15 protein-coding genes are annotated in these 15,810 nt (G+C 45.0%); 3 read left to right on the plus strand and 12 right to left on the minus strand.

Annotated elements, in window-relative coordinates:
- Positions 1 to 134: 134 nt before the first annotated feature.
- The 6 genes from nupQ to maeL form a co-directional block, all read right to left on the minus strand.
- A complete protein-coding gene (nupQ, locus tag CVV77_RS19235; protein WP_100276229.1) occupies positions 135 to 1,094 on the minus strand; it encodes a guanosine ABC transporter permease NupQ in 960 nt (319 codons plus the stop codon).
- Complete coding sequence (gene nupP / locus CVV77_RS19240; protein WP_019259324.1) at positions 1,095 to 2,141, minus strand: guanosine ABC transporter permease NupP; 1,047 nt, start codon at positions 2,139 to 2,141, stop codon at positions 1,095 to 1,097. It abuts the gene before it with no gap.
- On the minus strand, positions 2,134 to 3,666 hold the full coding sequence (gene nupO / locus CVV77_RS19245) for a guanosine ABC transporter ATP-binding protein NupO (protein ID WP_100276312.1): 1,533 nt from the start codon (positions 3,664 to 3,666) through the stop codon (positions 2,134 to 2,136). Before nupO ends, nupP begins: the two co-directional genes overlap by 8 nt.
- A 75-nt stretch (positions 3,667 to 3,741) precedes the next feature.
- Positions 3,742 to 4,821, minus strand: a complete 1,080-nt coding sequence (gene nupN, locus CVV77_RS19250) for a guanosine ABC transporter substrate-binding protein NupN (RefSeq protein WP_100276230.1) — start codon at positions 4,819 to 4,821, stop codon at positions 3,742 to 3,744.
- 474 nt (positions 4,822 to 5,295) lie between these two features.
- Positions 5,296 to 6,003: a two-component system response regulator MaeM gene (gene maeM / locus CVV77_RS19255; RefSeq protein WP_003241069.1), complete on the minus strand. Its 708-nt coding sequence runs from the start codon at positions 6,001 to 6,003 to the stop codon at positions 5,296 to 5,298.
- Positions 5,996 to 7,597 carry a two-component system sensor histidine kinase MaeL gene (maeL, locus tag CVV77_RS19260; protein WP_060399381.1) on the minus strand — a complete coding sequence of 534 codons (1,602 nt, stop codon included), beginning with the start codon at positions 7,595 to 7,597 and terminating at the stop codon, positions 5,996 to 5,998. The genes maeM and maeL overlap by 8 nt, the downstream gene beginning before the upstream one ends.
- 177 nt (positions 7,598 to 7,774) lie before the next feature.
- On the opposite strand from maeL, the gene CVV77_RS19265 reads away from it, so the two are divergent.
- Positions 7,775 to 8,332, plus strand: coding sequence for a YufK family protein (locus tag CVV77_RS19265; protein ID WP_003220744.1), 558 nt, complete (start codon positions 7,775 to 7,777; stop codon positions 8,330 to 8,332).
- A gap of 17 nt (positions 8,333 to 8,349) precedes the next feature.
- On the opposite strand, the gene CVV77_RS19270 is transcribed toward CVV77_RS19265, so the two are convergent.
- The 3 genes from CVV77_RS19270 to CVV77_RS19280 all read right to left on the minus strand — a co-directional run bounded on the left by CVV77_RS19270 (position 8,350) and on the right by CVV77_RS19280 (position 11,959).
- A complete protein-coding gene (locus CVV77_RS19270) occupies positions 8,350 to 8,763 on the minus strand; it encodes a thiol-disulfide oxidoreductase DCC family protein (RefSeq protein ID WP_003241074.1) in 414 nt (137 codons plus the stop codon).
- Positions 8,764 to 8,783: 20 nt separating this feature from the next.
- Positions 8,784 to 10,658 (minus strand): transglycosylase domain-containing protein, encoded by a 1,875-nt coding sequence (locus CVV77_RS19275; RefSeq protein ID WP_003241076.1) that lies wholly within the window; start codon positions 10,656 to 10,658, stop codon positions 8,784 to 8,786.
- Positions 10,659 to 10,750: 92 nt separating this feature from the next.
- A complete protein-coding gene (locus tag CVV77_RS19280; protein ID WP_395940384.1) occupies positions 10,751 to 11,959 on the minus strand; it encodes a multidrug efflux MFS transporter in 1,209 nt (402 codons plus the stop codon).
- Here CVV77_RS19280 and CVV77_RS22530 point away from each other — a divergent pair.
- Positions 11,862 to 12,065: a hypothetical protein gene (locus tag CVV77_RS22530; RefSeq protein ID WP_003241080.1), complete on the plus strand. Its 204-nt coding sequence runs from the start codon at positions 11,862 to 11,864 to the stop codon at positions 12,063 to 12,065. The genes CVV77_RS19280 and CVV77_RS22530 overlap by 98 nt on opposite strands.
- Positions 12,066 to 12,140: 75 nt before the next feature.
- Positions 12,141 to 12,758: a 3'-5' exonuclease KapD gene (kapD, locus tag CVV77_RS19290; protein WP_003241081.1), complete on the plus strand. Its 618-nt coding sequence runs from the start codon at positions 12,141 to 12,143 to the stop codon at positions 12,756 to 12,758.
- A 27-nt stretch (positions 12,759 to 12,785) separates the two neighbouring features.
- On the opposite strand, the gene kapB is transcribed toward kapD, so the two are convergent.
- The 3 genes from kapB to patB all read right to left on the minus strand — a co-directional run bounded on the left by kapB (position 12,786) and on the right by patB (position 15,794).
- Positions 12,786 to 13,172 carry a kinase-associated lipoprotein KapB gene (gene kapB, locus CVV77_RS19295; RefSeq protein WP_019259317.1) on the minus strand — a complete coding sequence of 129 codons (387 nt, stop codon included), beginning with the start codon at positions 13,170 to 13,172 and terminating at the stop codon, positions 12,786 to 12,788.
- A gap of 45 nt (positions 13,173 to 13,217) precedes the next feature.
- Positions 13,218 to 14,504 carry a sporulation sensor histidine kinase KinB gene (kinB, locus tag CVV77_RS19300; protein ID WP_100276232.1) on the minus strand — a complete coding sequence of 429 codons (1,287 nt, stop codon included), beginning with the start codon at positions 14,502 to 14,504 and terminating at the stop codon, positions 13,218 to 13,220.
- A gap of 126 nt (positions 14,505 to 14,630) precedes the next feature.
- Positions 14,631 to 15,794, minus strand: a complete 1,164-nt coding sequence (patB, locus tag CVV77_RS19305; RefSeq protein WP_019259315.1) for a cystathionine beta-lyase PatB — start codon at positions 15,792 to 15,794, stop codon at positions 14,631 to 14,633.
- Positions 15,795 to 15,810 lie beyond the last annotated feature (16 nt).

Genomic DNA, 15,810 nt, shown 5'->3' on the forward strand with positions numbered 1-15,810 from the left:
GTTTGTTACAGTCTACAAGAAAGCGTTAACACTTCATATTTTTTTAAGTTAAAAAAGTGATAAACAACTAAATTAAGAGGGTCTTTTGGATTAGAAAAAATCCCCTGAGAAGCGTCTTCCCAAGGGAGAATGGTTTATCGTTTTCCTTTAATATAAGGCACACCATTGGCTTTTGGCGCATCAGCCCGCCCGATAAAGCCGGTTAAAGCGATAATCGTTAATACATAAGGCGCCATCAGCATATACACATTTGGTATGTCTTTAAAAAGAGGGAGCAGTGAGCCGATAATGCTTAAGCTTTGGGCGAATCCGAAAAACAGGGCGGCGCCCAGTGCTCCAATCGGATGCCATTTTCCGAATACAAGTGCTGCCAGGGCGATAAAGCCTTGCCCGGAGATGGTAGAGTGCGTGAAATCAAGCGCAATCGTGGAAGCATATACGCCGCCTCCGAGCCCGCCGAACAATCCGCTGATCATCACGCCGGTGTAGCGCATTTTATATACGTTGATTCCCATCGTATCCGCTGCCATCGGATGCTCTCCGACAGAACGGATGCGAAGGCCAAACGGTGTTTTGAACAAGAGAAACCAAGAAATAAAGGCCAGTGCAATGGCAAGAATAGACGTATAATAGACATCCGAAAAGAAGATCTTTCCCAATACGGGAATGTCGCTCAAGCCGGGAATATTCGTTTTATAAAAAGGCTCAGGGATTTTATCTGTCTGCGCTTTGCCGTAGATCAGTTTTATGATAAATAAAGTTGCCCCAAGCGCCAGCATGTTAATGGCGACGCCGCTGACTGTCTGATCGGCGCGAAACGAAATCGCCGCTGCCGCGTGAATCAGTGAGAACAGCGCGCCTGCTGCCATGGCGGCAAGAAGCGAAAGCCAAGGCGCGGCGGCGCCCAATTCCTGACCTAGAAATAAATTAAATAACACGCTGGTGAACGCCCCGATAATCATGAGGCCTTCAAGGCCGATATTCACAACACCTGATCTCTCAGAAAACACGCCGCCGAGAGCAGTTAAAATTAGCGGGGCCGCATAGACGAGTGTGGCTGGGACAATGATGGATAAAATCTGCACAAAGTCCACTTAGTTCGCCCCCTTTTTCTTCAATTTGTCCATGACAAAACGAATCGCGTAGCTTGAAGCCACAAACAGAATGATAATGGCAATCACAATATCGACGACCTCTGATGGAACGCCGGATTCAATCGGCATATTTAAAGCGCCGATTTTCAGGCCGCCAAGCAGGCATGCCGCCAGCACAACTCCGACAGCTGTGTTCCCCCCGAGAAGAGCGACAGCGATACCGTCAAAGCCTACGCCGGTAAATGCACCTTTCACGGCTGCGTACTCGAATGTCCCAAGGCCCTCCATGGCGCCGGCAAGCCCTGCAAAGGCACCTGAGATGAGCATGGAGGTCATGATATTCTTCCGTACGCTCATGCCCGCATATTGGGAAGCGTGCTGGTTGAATCCGACCGCCCGAAGTTCAAATCCCTTTGTTGTTTTGTTGATGATAAACCACATGACAACTGCTGCGAGAAGGGCGACGATGATCCCCCAATGCAGCCGTGAGTAATCGGTGATCTGTTCAAGAAACGGCGAGCGGAGGGAGGCGGATTCGTGAATTTTCTCCGTTTTATCCTGACGATCTGTCAAGACGTTTGAAATGATGTAATTGGTCATATGAAGCGCGATATAATTCATCATAATGGTGACAATGACCTCATGAACGTAGAAGCGCGCCTTCAAAACGCCGGGAATCAAACCCCATAATCCTCCGGCAGCTGCCGCTGTAATCAGTGCAAGCGGCATATGAATATAAGCCGGTCCGTCAAATGCCGTCCCGACCCAAACCGCTGCTGTCCAGCCAACGAGCAGCTGCCCCTCGACGCCGATATTAAAGAGCCCGGTTCGGAATGCAAAGGCAACAGCTAATCCGGATAAAATATAAGGCGTAATTTGCCGGATGGTTTCTCCGACATAATAGATTTCTCCGAATATCCCATTCCACAAAGCCGAATAGCCGCTGATCACACTGTATCCACTCGCAAGCATAATCAGCGCGCCGGCCGCAAGACCGAGGATGATTGCAATGAGCGGCACGAGTAAATGAGAGAGTCGTTTAACCATTTGCTTTCCCCGCTTCCTTTTGCGTACTTCCTGCCATCAAGAGACCGAGCTCCTGCTCAGTGGTGCCCTGCGGATCGACGCTGGCTATAATGTGTCCTTCAAAAATAACGGCGATTCTGTCACTGAGATTCATAATTTCATCAAGCTCAAACGAGAGGAGAAGAACGGCTTTTCCGGCATCACGCTGCTCAATAAGCTTTTTATGGACAAATTCAATCGCTCCGACATCAAGGCCGCGGGTCGGCTGGGCAGCGATTAATAAATCAGGGTTCCGGTCTATTTCCCGCCCGATAATCGCTTTTTGCTGGTTTCCGCCTGACAATGCCCGGGCGTGTGTATATTCATCCGGCGTTCTGACGTCGTACTCGCTGATCAGGCTGCGTGCTTTTTTATACATGTCGCCTTTATGTAACACGCCAAATGCTGAATACGGCTTTTTGTAATAGCTTTGCAGCACCATATTTTCTCCGATCGGAAAATCGAGGACGAGACCGTGTTTATGGCGGTCCTGGGGAATATGCCCGATTCCGGATTCGGTGACTTTTCTGGGCGGCAGGTTTTGGATCTGTTTACCGTTTAAGGTGATTGTTCCTGAATCTGTTTTGCGGAGTCCTGTTATCGCTTCAATCAGCTCCGACTGCCCGTTTCCGTCGACACCGGCTATGCCGACGATTTCTCCCGCTTTAACAGAAAGCGACAGATTCCTGACTGCCTCAACTCCGCGGGTATCCTTTACGGTCATTCCGTCAATCGCAAGCACTTCCGCTCCCGGATGTGCAGCCTTCTTTTCAGTTTTGAACGAGACTTCGCGGCCGACCATAAGACTGGCGAGCTCATCTTGGTTTGTATCACGGACATCAAGTGTTTTGATGCCTTTTCCTTTGCGGATAATGGTCACGCGATCACAAACCTCCATAATCTCTTTCAGTTTATGGGTGATTAAGATGATTGATTTCCCTTCATTGACCAGATTCTTCATGATTTGCATCAGTTCTTTGATTTCATGAGGCGTCAATACAGCCGTCGGTTCGTCAAAAATCAGAATGTCAGCCCCGCGGTAGAGGGTTTTTAATATTTCTGCGCGCTGCTGCATGCCGACTGATATGTCAGCAACTTTTGCTTTAGGATTGATCTGAAGGCCGTATCGATCGGAAATGTCCTGCACCTCTTGGGCAGCCCGCTTCCGGTCAATTCTGCCAAACTTTTTTGGCTCTTTCCCGAGAATAATATTTTCAGCAACTGTAAAGGTGTCAACAAGCATAAAGTGCTGATGCACCATTCCGATTCCAAGGTCATTCGCTTTGTTCGGGCTGTTGATGTGCACCTTCTCGCTGCGCACCCGAATTTCACCCCGCTCCGGCTGATACAGCCCGAAAAGGACATTCATCAACGTTGATTTCCCCGCTCCGTTTTCACCGAGCAGCGCGTGTATTTCGCCTTTTTTGACCTGAAGATTGATATTGTCATTGGCGACGATACCTGGAAACTCCTTGCGGATATTGAGCATTTCAATGACATATTCCACTGATTTGACCGCTCCTTTATTCAATATAAAAGAAAAACAAGGGATAAGGGCTCGACCTCCTTATCCCTGCGATTCTTATTCAGCTTTGAAGGTTTTCAACTCTCTCTCAGTTGCCGGCACTTCCAATCCGTCGATGATTTTTTTCTTCCATTTATCAACCGCTTTGATCACATCATCCGATAGATTTTGTTTAGATGGGGAAATGCCGACCCCGTCTTGATCAAGGCCGTAGGTGAGCGTCTCACCGCCCGGGAACTTTCCTTCGCTTGCTTTTTTCGTTAAATCTTCAACCGCTGTATCTACTTTTTTGACCATGGAAGTGAGGGTGACGTTATCATCTGTTCCTTCTACCTGGCCTTCTGCGTATTGGTCTTTATCGACACCGATGACCCAGACATCGCGTTTCGGATCTTCTTTTTTCAGGTTTTTCGCTTCAGTAAAGACACCTGTGCCAGTGGCGCCTGCGGAGTGATAAATCACATCTACGCCCGATTTATACATGCTTTCGGCGGTGGCTTTGCCGACATCGGCTTTATCGAAACCGCCCGCATATTTTACTTGGACAACGGCTTTAGGGTTTACGGCCTGCACGCCGGCACGGAAGCCGACCTCGAATTTTTTGATTAACTCAGATTCCATGCCGCCTACAAATCCGATTTTTTGTGATTTGCTTGATAAGGCTGCGGCCACTCCGACGAGAAATGAGCCTTCCTGCTCTTTAAACGTAACACTTGCGACGTTGTCTTTATCGACAACAGCATCTATGATCGCAAAGTTTGTATTTTTGCGCTGGTCAGCAATTTCGCTGATTGAGTCCTCCATTAAGTAGCCGACGCCGTAAATCAAGTCGAAATTCTCACGTGCTAATTTATTTAAGTTTGTTGTGTAGTCAGCATCTGATTTTGATTGAAGGTAATCGTAACCGTTTTTGCCTTTTTCCAGCCCGTTCTCTTTCCCGAAGGCTTGAATGCCTTCCCAGGCTGATTGGTTGAAGGATTTGTCATCCACTCCGCCTACGTCAGTAACCATTGCCACACTGAATTTGTTTTTGTCAGTGTTTGTGCCGCTGCTTTTATCGCTGGTTCCGCATGCTCCTAAAATGGTGCCTGCTGCGATCACAAGTGACATCGCCAATCCGATTTTTCGTTTATTCAAGATATAACCCCCCAGAAAAATTTGGTTCAAAGCTGATCCGGTCAGTCATGTGATGGGCTGTCCTGAACAAATTCTTAGAATCGATAAAATTTTCCGATAATAATAAATGGAATGCGCTGAGACAGTTCTGATCTTCCCTGAATAAGCGTGGTGTGAGTGTTTCCTTCGAAAGGCGGGGAAGAGAAGGATGCGGAAGGCATTCCGGGCGGAAAACCGTGACATCTTTTTCTGAAGTGAGACTTATGACTTAGTTTTTGGGATCAACTAACCAATCATAATTTATCATTTTACTTACAAGAAATAAATAGAATTTCGCATAATTTTTTAAAAAATATCTATTTTTAGAATTGTTTGATCAAAAGTGTAAAAAAGTCTTTTATTATTCTTGTATAACTTATCATCAATAGAATCAAGGATCTTGGCAAGAGATATGACAGAAAAAACCGCACTGCTCAGAGTGAACAGTGCGGTTTTTTATAGAAATTGCTTAATTGCGTTAAGGTTTCCTGTGTTGACGTTGTACTGAAACACAGGTCTTCCGATTGTTCCGTACGCCATTTCTACATTCAGAACCTGTATATCTTCAAGAAACTTTAAGTATTTTCGTATGGATACTTGAGAGATTTCTGTGTGCTTTGCCAGGTCTTCTGTCGTAAATGATTCATTTTCAAATGACTGGATACTGGACCAAATCAGCTTCAGCGTGCTTTTTGTCAGGCCTTTAGGAAGCTGCACTTTTTCTGTTGCTTCTTTCTTTTGAAAAAGTTCGGCGTCCAGTTCTTTTTGGCTCATGTTGCGATGGGTTGAATATACCTTTTGTTTTCGTCTGTAATCAGACAGGGCAGTTTGGAAACGTTCAAATTCAAACGGTTTGATTAAATAATCGACAGCTCCGTAACGAAGTGTTTTCTTGATAACGTCAAGCTCACTGGCCGCTGAGATGACAATGACGTCAACCGCTTCATTTTGGGCTCTCAGTTCCGTCAGCAGTTCAAGCCCGTTTTTACCCGGCATATAAATATCGAGCAAAATGAGGTCGATGTGATGCTCTCCTAAAATATGCAGAGCACTTTGAAAGGAAGAGGCAATGCCTTTCAGCTGAAAGCCTTCTATCTGGCTTAAGTATCGTTTATTTAATTCACCCACCATGGGGTCATCTTCAACTATTAGTACATTAATCATGATTTTCCTCCTTCGGTTCGTACGGGATGCGAAGACTGAATGTCGTTCCTTCATTCTCTTCGCTTGTGAGGATCATTTGGCCCTTTAAATTTTCGATGCTTTGCTGTGTGAAATAAAGGCCAAATCCCCGGTTTTTGCCCTTTGTTGAATAGCCTTGTTCAAAGACTTTGGCTTGATCTTCTTCAGACATGCCTGCTCCTGTATCGGTAATTTCAATGTCCAGTATGCTGTTATGAAAACGCATGGACATGGTAATTTGTTTTTTCGGCATATTGGCAACGGCGTCCAAGGCATTGTTGATGAGATTTCCGATGATTGTAATAAGTTCATGAATGACTGAAGGATCTGCCGCGTTCGGGATGACACCGCTGCATTCAATATCAAGATTTGCGCCCTGTTCCCGTATGAAGCTTTGTTTTCCGAGCAGAAAACCAGCTAGCACGGAGCTTTTGACATCATTTATAATTTCGCTTGTTTCTGATTTTTGCTGAATCGCAATATCTTTAATATAATCTCCAAGATCGTCATACTCTTTCAGCTGGACGAGACCTAATATCACATGCAGCTTGTTCATAAATTCATGAGACTGCGCTCTCAGTGCGTTTGCATACATTTTAACACCGGAAAGCTGTTCAGCTAAATGTTTTACCTCGGTTTTGTCGCGGAATGTCGCAATCGCTCCGACGGTTTGTCCTTTCAGCTGGATGGGAACTTCATTAAATACAAGCTCTAATCCGTTAATGCGGACGTCTCTGTCTTGAAGAGGTTTCTTTGTCTCAATGACCTTTTTCAAGCGGCTTTTCGGCAAGATGTCATTTACATCCTGATCAACGGGATTTGTATTAATGCCCATTTTCACGAATAGGCGCTTTGCTTCCGCATTGGCTAGTTTGATTTTGCCGTGTTCATCGACAGCGAGTATTCCTTCCTTCGTCGATTCCAGCATCGCGCTCCGTTCTTCAAGAAGAGTCGCAATTTCATAAGGTTCAAGTCCGTACATAATATTTTTCACCGTACGGGCGACGATAACAGCTCCCATCACACCAACGAAAATGCTGACGCAGATAATAAAGTAGAGCGGCCGTAAGCTGTGGCTGATCACTTCATCAATTTCATTTACAGTGATCCCGACCGCAACTGCACCGACCTGTTTTCCATTCTCGGCGTAGACAGGGACGAATGCTCTCTGTGATTTCCCGAGCGTGCCAGAGGCTGTGCTGATGTGGACATGTCCTTTTAGTACTTCGGCTTCATCACCGCCCATGAATTTTTTTCCGATTTTGCTTGGGTCAGGATGGGTTTTGCGAATGCCGTTCATATCCATGACAACGACAAATTCCGTGCCGGTGATTTTCTGAACCCGCTTTGTGTAGCTTTGCAGTTCCTTCTGGTTTTTTCCGCTCTCTAAAGCAGAGGCTGTGATCGGCGCTTCGGCTACCATTTCAGCGGTCTGCATCGCTGTGGCTTTTTCCTGATCTCTAATCCGTTTGGTGGTTTGGGCACCGACTGTAAAAAACGTAATGAGCAGTGCGATCAACACAACGATACAAACAAATATGGTGAGTCTGGTTTGCAGTTTCAATGTTTTTTTCATAGTAAACTTCCTTACGTTTTATGATTCCTGCGTACTACTTTACTCTCAAAAAGCTGCTTTGTGAAGATTTGGGATCGTAATTCGTAAAAAGGAGAAAAAATGGAATAATTTATCTTGTCAATGTGTTTTAAGTCCTCCATAATAAATGAGGTAGATTATAGAAAGGGACTTTTTTATATGAAAAATACTTATTTGACGGGATACTTTCCGCTGATTGCGATCCTGCTTTTTAGTTCGTCTTTATCCATTTCAACTTCACTTTATGCGTTGAAGATGCTGTCTTCATTTGGAATGTATGATGGAATGCTCGACTATTTTTCAGAGAAAGGGATCAGGCTTGCGTTATTTGCTGCCTTTGCCCTTTTATACTTTATGGTTCTGTCCGCTCTGAAATTAATTGCGAATACCGTGACTGAGCTGTCATTGCTGTTTTTTGCTAACGATCCGGAAGGGAACAATCTGAAAAAAATCAGAATGGGTTCCATGATTTATTTAGGAGGCGGGATTTTATCCTTTGTGCTCTTGCAAAATGTCATCTGGATTGTGATCTGGTTTGCGGTCGTCACGCTCGCTTACTTTGTGTTTATCGTATACCGGATTTATTCAACGCTTTCTCTCATGTCATTAGTCGGATTCATTTTATTGGAACTGCTGTTTTGGTTTACCTTTGTTATCGGTATTCTGTTCATATTTATCAAGCTTTATAATAGCATAATGGCTAGCTTACCTGTGTAAGCTAGCCATTTTTTCGTTTACGGTAAAAATCTTTTTTTAATAGAAGGGGAGGGGAGCATACATTCATTTTTTTTGCCAAACCACTTATAGCGGTTTTTGGCAATGAAAGAATAGACCATATCTCTGACAGGCTTCGGCACTGCGAAAAACAGGACGAAGAGCCGCCATGGGCCCCGCAGATGCCTGAAAACCTTTATGGCTGCAGTTGACTTTGTGTAAACTCGGCCGTCTTCAATAAAGACAAAGCTGTCAAACTGATCAGTCGGGAGCCCGCTTTTTTTCAGCAAGCTCTGACCTGTTTCCGACTGCAGCGATGTAAAAGAAATCAATCCGTCCGGATCACGCTTAATGATAAATTGCACGGCGCCGTTGCATAAATTGCACACGCCGTCAAACAGCAAAACGCGATTTGGAATTTGTTCTGATTGCACGCCAGATCCCCTCCGATTCTTTAATAAGCCGTTTGCAGCGTTCCTTTCCAGATGGAAAGCTGAGGGCTGATGCTGTGAAGATATTCAACGCTGCTCGGTGTATCTTTTCCGACCCAAACACCCATTGTATACGTATCTGTCAGGCCGACGAACCACATATCGTGATAATCATTTGATGTTCCTGTTTTACCGCCGATGTAAGGCGCTTTAAAATATGCTTTTTTCCCTGTCCCGCTTTTCACAACGGAAGACATTAGTTTTTTCAGCTGCATGTTCGTGCGGACGCTGAATATTTGAGTCGACTTATCATTCCATTTATAAAGCGTTTTTCCCTTTAAATCTGTCACCTTTGTAATCGCATGGCTCGGCGTATAGCTTCCGCTGTTGCCGAATGTCGTATATGCCTTTGTCATCTCAAGAGGCGTCATGCCGTTTGTAAATCCGCCAAGCGCCGCCGGGAGAAGATAGTCGCTGTCGACAAGTTTGGAAAAATGATATGGCTCAATATAACTGAATGCTCTTTGGATTCCCACACGGTCCAGCATTCTGATGGCCGGTGTATTATATGAATTTTTAAACGCTGTATCGAGCGTCACTGTGCCGTACGTGCGGTTATTGTAGTTTTGCGGACAGTAATCTCTGCTGCAAAACTTGCTGGCATCAATGGAGCTGCTTGCTGTCGCGCCGGTCTGTTCAATATAAGGGCCGTAATCAAGAAGCGGCTTAATGGATGAACCCGGCTGTCTGTATGCCTGGTAGGCGCGGTTAAAATCATATTTTTGATAGTTTTTCCCGCCGGATAGAGCGATGATTTGATGCGTCTGATGATTAATCACAGCCGCTCCGCCCTGTACGTCCGCATACGGGAGCTTGGAATTCATTTGTGCCACAACTTGATTTTGCATGTACGGATCAAGTGCGGTATAAATTTTTACGCCGTCTTTCATCAGAGTGCTGACTCTTGCGGACAGCTCGTTTTCGATCTTTTCTTTTTGTTTTCCTGACGCTTTTTGAAGACGTTTATCAAAGCCTTCTGATTCAGACACCAGCTGAGTGAATTCATCATTGACATAGGAAACATAGTCCGGATATTTATCTTCTCTTTTTTCAACATCCAGTTTGATTTTTTGTTTTACGGCTTTTTTCAGCTCTTTATCCGTAATGACACCGGCATTTTTTAACCCTTTAAGCAAACGTTCTTGACGGCTTTTCGTGTAGTCAAAATGCTTGAGAGGATCATATAATGTAGGGTTATTAGGTATAGCGCAAATAAAAGCCATTTCTCCCACTGTGAGAGATTTGAGCGGTTTGCTGAAATAGAATTCAGCCGCTGAACCGACGCCGTAAACGCCATTGTTGAAATAAATAGTATTTAAGTAAGCTTCAAGAATTTCATTTTTCGTATACTTTTTCTCTAGCTGATAAGAATATGCGAGCTCAGTCAGCTTGCGGCTGAAGGAGCGTTCGTGGCTTAAATACAAGTTTCTTGAAAGCTGCTGTGTGATGGTGCTGGCGCCCTGGTCAATTTTTTTGTCTTTTACGTTAGAAGCAGTTGCCCGCACCATTCCCATAAAGTCAAAGCCTTTATGCTCGTAAAAATGTTTGTCCTCAGACGTTAAGAAAATCTGTTTGACTTCCTCGGGAATCTTGTCAAATGGAACGAGCACGCGGTTTTCGTGATCGCTGACGATTTCCGAGACAAGGGAGCCGTCCCTGTCATACATGTAGCTGTTCTGAACAAGGCTGATATCTTTCAGATTAATATTTTTATCAAGCACCTGATCCAGGGACTTCATTTGTTTTACTTCTTTTCCGGAAGCGATAACTGTAAATGCAAACAATGGGATTATGCAAAGGAGCAAAATCCATCCGATTATTTTTCGTAACATGGTCACTCTCTTTTCTCCTAAATTCTAGCCATATCGTACCATTCTTTTGAGTTTACGAGAAGGTTAAATTTAGAAGATTCCTTAGTTTTTTCTGAGAATCAGCTTGCTTTGGCATAAGAATCTTTCCGGAATTTTTGCATGATCCAAAGCAGGCAGGCGCCGGCGAAAAAGAGAAACGCTGTGACATAAAAGGCGGCCGAAATTGTAAAATGGCTCGATATGATTCCGCCGAGAAGAGGCCCAAGCACATTTCCTAAAAAGCGAAAGCTGACATTGTAGCCGAGAACTTCTCCTTGGATGCTGCCGGGAGCCTGTACGCGGATCGCTGCCGTGATGCATGGAAGCAAGCCGCCCATCGCCATTCCGAATAAAAATCTGAAAACAAGGAGCACGCTGAGCGATGACGCGAGCGCCTGCGGAATAAAAAAGATAGAGGCGGCGAGTAAAAGTCCGATTAAAATGCGGCGGTGGCCGTAGCGATCGCCCAGATCTCCCCATTTTCTAGCCAGCAGCAAACTTCCGAGTCCCGTTGCTGAAAATGCCATGCCTGAAAAAAAGGCCAGATTGACAGGTCCGTGCAGCTCATTTACATATAAAGCGAGCAGCGGCTGGATACTGAAATTTCCTGTTTGAATCAGCATGGTTAACAGCATCATGACCCAAAGCGCCGGCTGGTGAAAAATATAAGAGAGCACTTCTTTTCTCGAGTAAGACGTACGTTTGGCTGCCTTTTCTGCAAGAGGCTGTTCGTTGACACCGAATAACACGAGAAGAACGGATAAGAAAATCACAAAGGATGTGATAAAAAAGGTATACGTAAAGCCGAAACGATCAGCAAGCATGCCTCCCAAAAGCGGGCCGAACAAGCTTCCGGACACTTGCCCCATTTGCAGCGTGCCGAGGGTTTTACCGGCTGAGCTCTTCGGAGTCTGTGCCGAAATCATCGCAAGAGATGTCGGGATGAATCCGGTTACAAGCCCCATTGCCATACGCAGAAAAAACAATTGGTACACCGATGTAACAAAGCCCATGAATAAAATACTGAGGGCAATGCCCGTTCCGGTTGCCATAAGGATTTTCTTGTATCCGCGTTTGTCTCCGAACCGCCCCCAAAACGGGGATACCAAAAACGCCATGAGAAATGTAATGCCGAACACATAGCCGCTCCACCTTTGCACAAAGCCGTTTGAAAAAGTGCTGAGCGTCTCAATGTATAAGGAGAGAAAAGGAACGATCATCGTTGTGCTGGCTGATACAAAGAAATTCGCCAGCCACACAATGACAAAGTTTTTCTTGCGGATAGAAATAACATCACCTTCTTATTATTTCGGGTTCCTTACTAATTATAAAGAAACGATTCACGATTTAAAAGAAACAAAGCGGCTGGGGAAATTCATTATTTTTAGAAAATGAAGAAAGGTCGAGAAGGGGAATTGATATACTATAAAGATAGCATTTTCTGATCGGAGGAAAGGCAGGTGTAAAAAGGTGACGACAAACAGCTTACTCATTATTGATTTCGAATTTACGATGCCTGATGGAAAGTACAGCCCGCAAAATTTCTTCCCGGAAATCATTGAAGCCGGAATTGTAAAGTCGGTTGATGATGAAGTAGTTGAGACGTTTTCGAGCTATATCAGACCGAAAAAATTCCCGAAGCTGACAAAACGCTGCAAATCGTTTTTAAAAATAACCCAAAAGCAGGTAGACGAGGGGATGAGGTTCGAGGATTTCATCCGCAAACTAAACGAGCTTGATCCTGAGAAGAACAGCACGATTATTACGTGGGGAAACATGGACATGAAAGTGCTGAAGCAAAACTGTATGTTTAACCATATTCCTTTCCCGTTTAAGGGAGAAATGAGAGATTTATCGCTTGAATACAAAAACTTTTTTGGAGACCGGACACTGACGGGTTTATGGAAAGCTGCCGAGGAGTATGGAGATACCGGAACCGGCACCCATCATAAAGCGCTTGATGACGCCCTCACAGCATATAAGCTTTTTAAGCTTGTTGAGCAGGATAAGCAGTATCTCGAAAAGCCAAAACCGCCGACAATCGGCGAAAGAATCGATTTATCCGAACTGTTTAAACGCGCAACTTAAAAAAACCCAATCTTTTGTCAGACTGGGTTATGGCCGGTTAAAATATTCTTTTTCTAAAACGTCCAGATTATTCAGGGAGCGCTTTGCCCACTCCGAACCATCCTCATTCAATTTGGCTCTCAGCTGTGCTACCGCCTCCCGCAGAGACTCGGTATAATCCGGCACTTCGCCATCATAAGGCTTCACCATATGATGGGGGATATTGGTCTGTTCACCGTATGCGAGCGCTCTTCTCTCATGGAAAAACGGCACATCAGCCTGTTTTGGATGATGAAGGTCCCCTTGAGCGGGATGGGTGAGAACCGCTTTGACTTTCACTAAATAATGCTGCGGCCTGCAAGCCGTGATTTCTCCTATGTATACACCTGTTTTATAAAATCCTTTAACGATAGAGCCTGTCTCAAACGTGCTCATCTGTCATCACCTCGCATTTATTCTATTAAAGTTCCAATCGATTTGCTAGTGAGGAAGGTCGGCGGGAAGCTTAATCGTCACCGTGGTGCCTCTTTGGAAGCTGCTGTTAAACGAAATGGTCCCGTGATGATGCTCAATAATGGAAAAGGTCACTGTGAGCCCGAGTCCCGTTCCGTTCGTTTTTAATGAATAATAAGGTTCACCGAGTTTTTGCATTTGATGGTCTGTCATGCCGACTCCATTATCTGAGATGTTAATCATGATCGTATGGCCGCTTCTTTTGGCTGATATGTGGATCATTCCCTTCCCGTGGGGAACCGCTTCAATGCTGTTTTTCATCAGGTTGATGACAGCCTGCTTCAGCTTTGTTGCGTCTCCGTATAATGAAAGGCCCGGCTCTGCTTCGGCCTCAACGGTTACAGACTTGTAATTGGCATACGACACCATAAGGGAGCTTGTCTCTTTGATAAGAGCTGATAAATCAAAAACCTCTTTTTCGTACAATTGCTGTTTGGCCATATCGAGATAGTTTGTAATAATGCCTTGCGCCCGGTCAAGCTCTGACAGTACAAGCTTTTTGTAATCTGTACTCGATTTGTTTTGAAGGGTTTCGTCATTAAAAAGCAGCTGGACAAACCCGCGGACTACTGTCAGCGGATTTCTGACTTCATGAGCGACGCTCGCTGCCAGTTCACTCACAATCGTCATTTTTTCTGAATGGATCAGCTGTGAACGCAGGGCGATATTTTCGGCGATGCTTTCGATAATATAGATGCTTAAAAGAAGAACGCTGGAGCGGAACAGCCCAGAGACAGCCGCCTCATAAAGTAAGATTCCTGATTTTTGAAAATTTAAAATATTCAAGGCGGAAAAAATCCAGCTGGAGGCGAAAAATAAGAAGATCTCCAAGCAGCCGATCAATAAAGACAGCAGCAGTTTTCTCGCTTTGGACATGAATGGCCATTTTTTCTGAAATAAAATTGGGATGATAGTAAGAAAAGGCAGCAAAGTGAAAACAAACATTGCGGAAGGTTCATAAAACAGCAGTTCAAAACATAAGACAGATGCGGCGACTGTAAGCCCGGAAGCAGTACTAACGTAAAATAAACAAATGATAACGGGAATCATCTGGAGGCCGTATTGTATGTAGTTCATTTCATGAATAGGGAATATAATGCATAAAATGGAGGCGCCGCAGGCAAATAACGTGACCAATCCGCTGTTTATTTTTGGCACAAGGATCGCCGGCTTTCCAAGCCAAAACACTTGGTAGAGAAGAATAGGAAACAAAATAAAGCAAATATGCAGGAGATAGTCTTTTAGAATTTCCATTCGTGTGAAATCCTTTCGTATAAAATATGAATCTATTATAACACTAAATATTAGAAGTAAAATATAAAATTCCTTTATAAAGAACGCCTTTACGAATGAAGACGTAAAGGCGTTTAACAGCTATATTTACGCTAATGCGGCTTTGATGCGGCGCAGGCCGTCCTGTAAGGTTGCGAGAGGGCATCCCGCGTTCAGGCGCATAAATCCTTCTCCGCCAGGCCCGTATTTCGTCCCGGGCTCTAAAATAATTTTCCCCTTTTTCAGCATCCTTTGCTGAAGCTCCGCGTCGGACAAGCCGTAAGCGCTGAAGTCGAGCCAGAGCAGGTAAGATGCATCCGGCTTCATCATTTTGACTTTTGGGAGCTCGGTGCTCAAAAAGGCTTCAGCTTCGTTCATGTTTTTCTCAAGGTAAGAGATCAATTCATCGAGCCACGGTCCGCCTTTTGAGTAAGCAGCTTCGATCGCCGTAACTGCAAACGCGTTCAGCCCGCCTAAACCATTGCGCTGCAGACTTGCGGAAAACTTGGCGCGCTTCAGCCGGTCCGGAATAATGATGGCCGACGCCTGCAATCCGGCGATATTAAATGTTTTGCTTGGCGCAGCACATGTCACGGATATCTCAGCGAAATCGTCAGAGAAAGAAGCAAACGGCGTGTGTTTGTTTCCGTACAGCATCAAGTCGGAATGGATTTCATCTGATACAACTGTAACGCCGTGCTCAAGGCACAATTCGCCGAGCTTCAGTAAATCCTCCCGGCTCCACGAACGCCCTGAAGGGTTATGAGGATTGCATAAAATAAACATTTTAACGCTTGGATCACTGAGCTTCGCCTCCAAGTCCTCAAAATCCATTGCATATGTGCCATCTTTTTCTAGCAGCGGATTATGTAAAACGCGCCTGCCGTTTTTCTCAATCATATGGTAAAAAGGTGTATAAACAGGAGGCTGGACAACCACTTGGTCTTCAGGTTCCGTGAAAGCTTGTACCGCCATGCTCAAAGCTGTGACAACGCCCGGGCTGAATGTGATGCTTTCGGGGTTCACCTTCCAGCCGTGCCTGTTTTGCATCCATCCGCACACAGCATCCTTCGTTTTTTGATCTGGGGCCGTATAACCGAAAATCCCGTGGTCAAGGCGCTCTTTTAATGCTTCATTTATCTCTTCCGGCGCGCGGAAATCCATATCAGCCACCCACATCGGGAGTGCGTCTGTCACGCCGAATAATTCGCCTGTTTTGTCCCATTTGACCGATTGGGTGCCTAGGCGTTCTTCTCGTTTATCAAAGTTCATTCTGTTACCCCCTCAT

It is taken from the genome of Bacillus sp. SN1 (assembly GCF_002796895.1).
GTDB lineage: Bacteria > Bacillota > Bacilli > Bacillales > Bacillaceae > Bacillus > Bacillus inaquosorum.

What these genes read in the sequence shown, in the direction of transcription:
- nupP (WP_019259324.1), bottom strand. Translation starts at nt 2,141, where the DNA reads ATGGTTAAACGACTCTCTCATTTACTCGTGCCGCTCATTGCAATCATC.
- maeM (WP_003241069.1), bottom strand. Translation starts at nt 6,003, where the DNA reads ATGATTAATGTACTAATAGTTGAAGATGACCCCATGGTGGGTGAATTA.
- maeL (WP_060399381.1), bottom strand. Translation starts at nt 7,597, where the DNA reads ATGAAAAAAACATTGAAACTGCAAACCAGACTCACCATATTTGTTTGT.
- CVV77_RS19265 (WP_003220744.1), top strand. Translation starts at nt 7,775, where the DNA reads ATGAAAAATACTTATTTGACGGGATACTTTCCGCTGATTGCGATCCTG.
- CVV77_RS22530 (WP_003241080.1), top strand. Translation starts at nt 11,862, where the DNA reads ATGTATAAGGAGAGAAAAGGAACGATCATCGTTGTGCTGGCTGATACA.
- kapB (WP_019259317.1), bottom strand. Translation starts at nt 13,172, where the DNA reads ATGAGCACGTTTGAGACAGGCTCTATCGTTAAAGGATTTTATAAAACA.
- kinB (WP_100276232.1), bottom strand. Translation starts at nt 14,504, where the DNA reads ATGGAAATTCTAAAAGACTATCTCCTGCATATTTGCTTTATTTTGTTT.
- patB (WP_019259315.1), bottom strand. Translation starts at nt 15,794, where the DNA reads ATGAACTTTGATAAACGAGAAGAACGCCTAGGCACCCAATCGGTCAAA.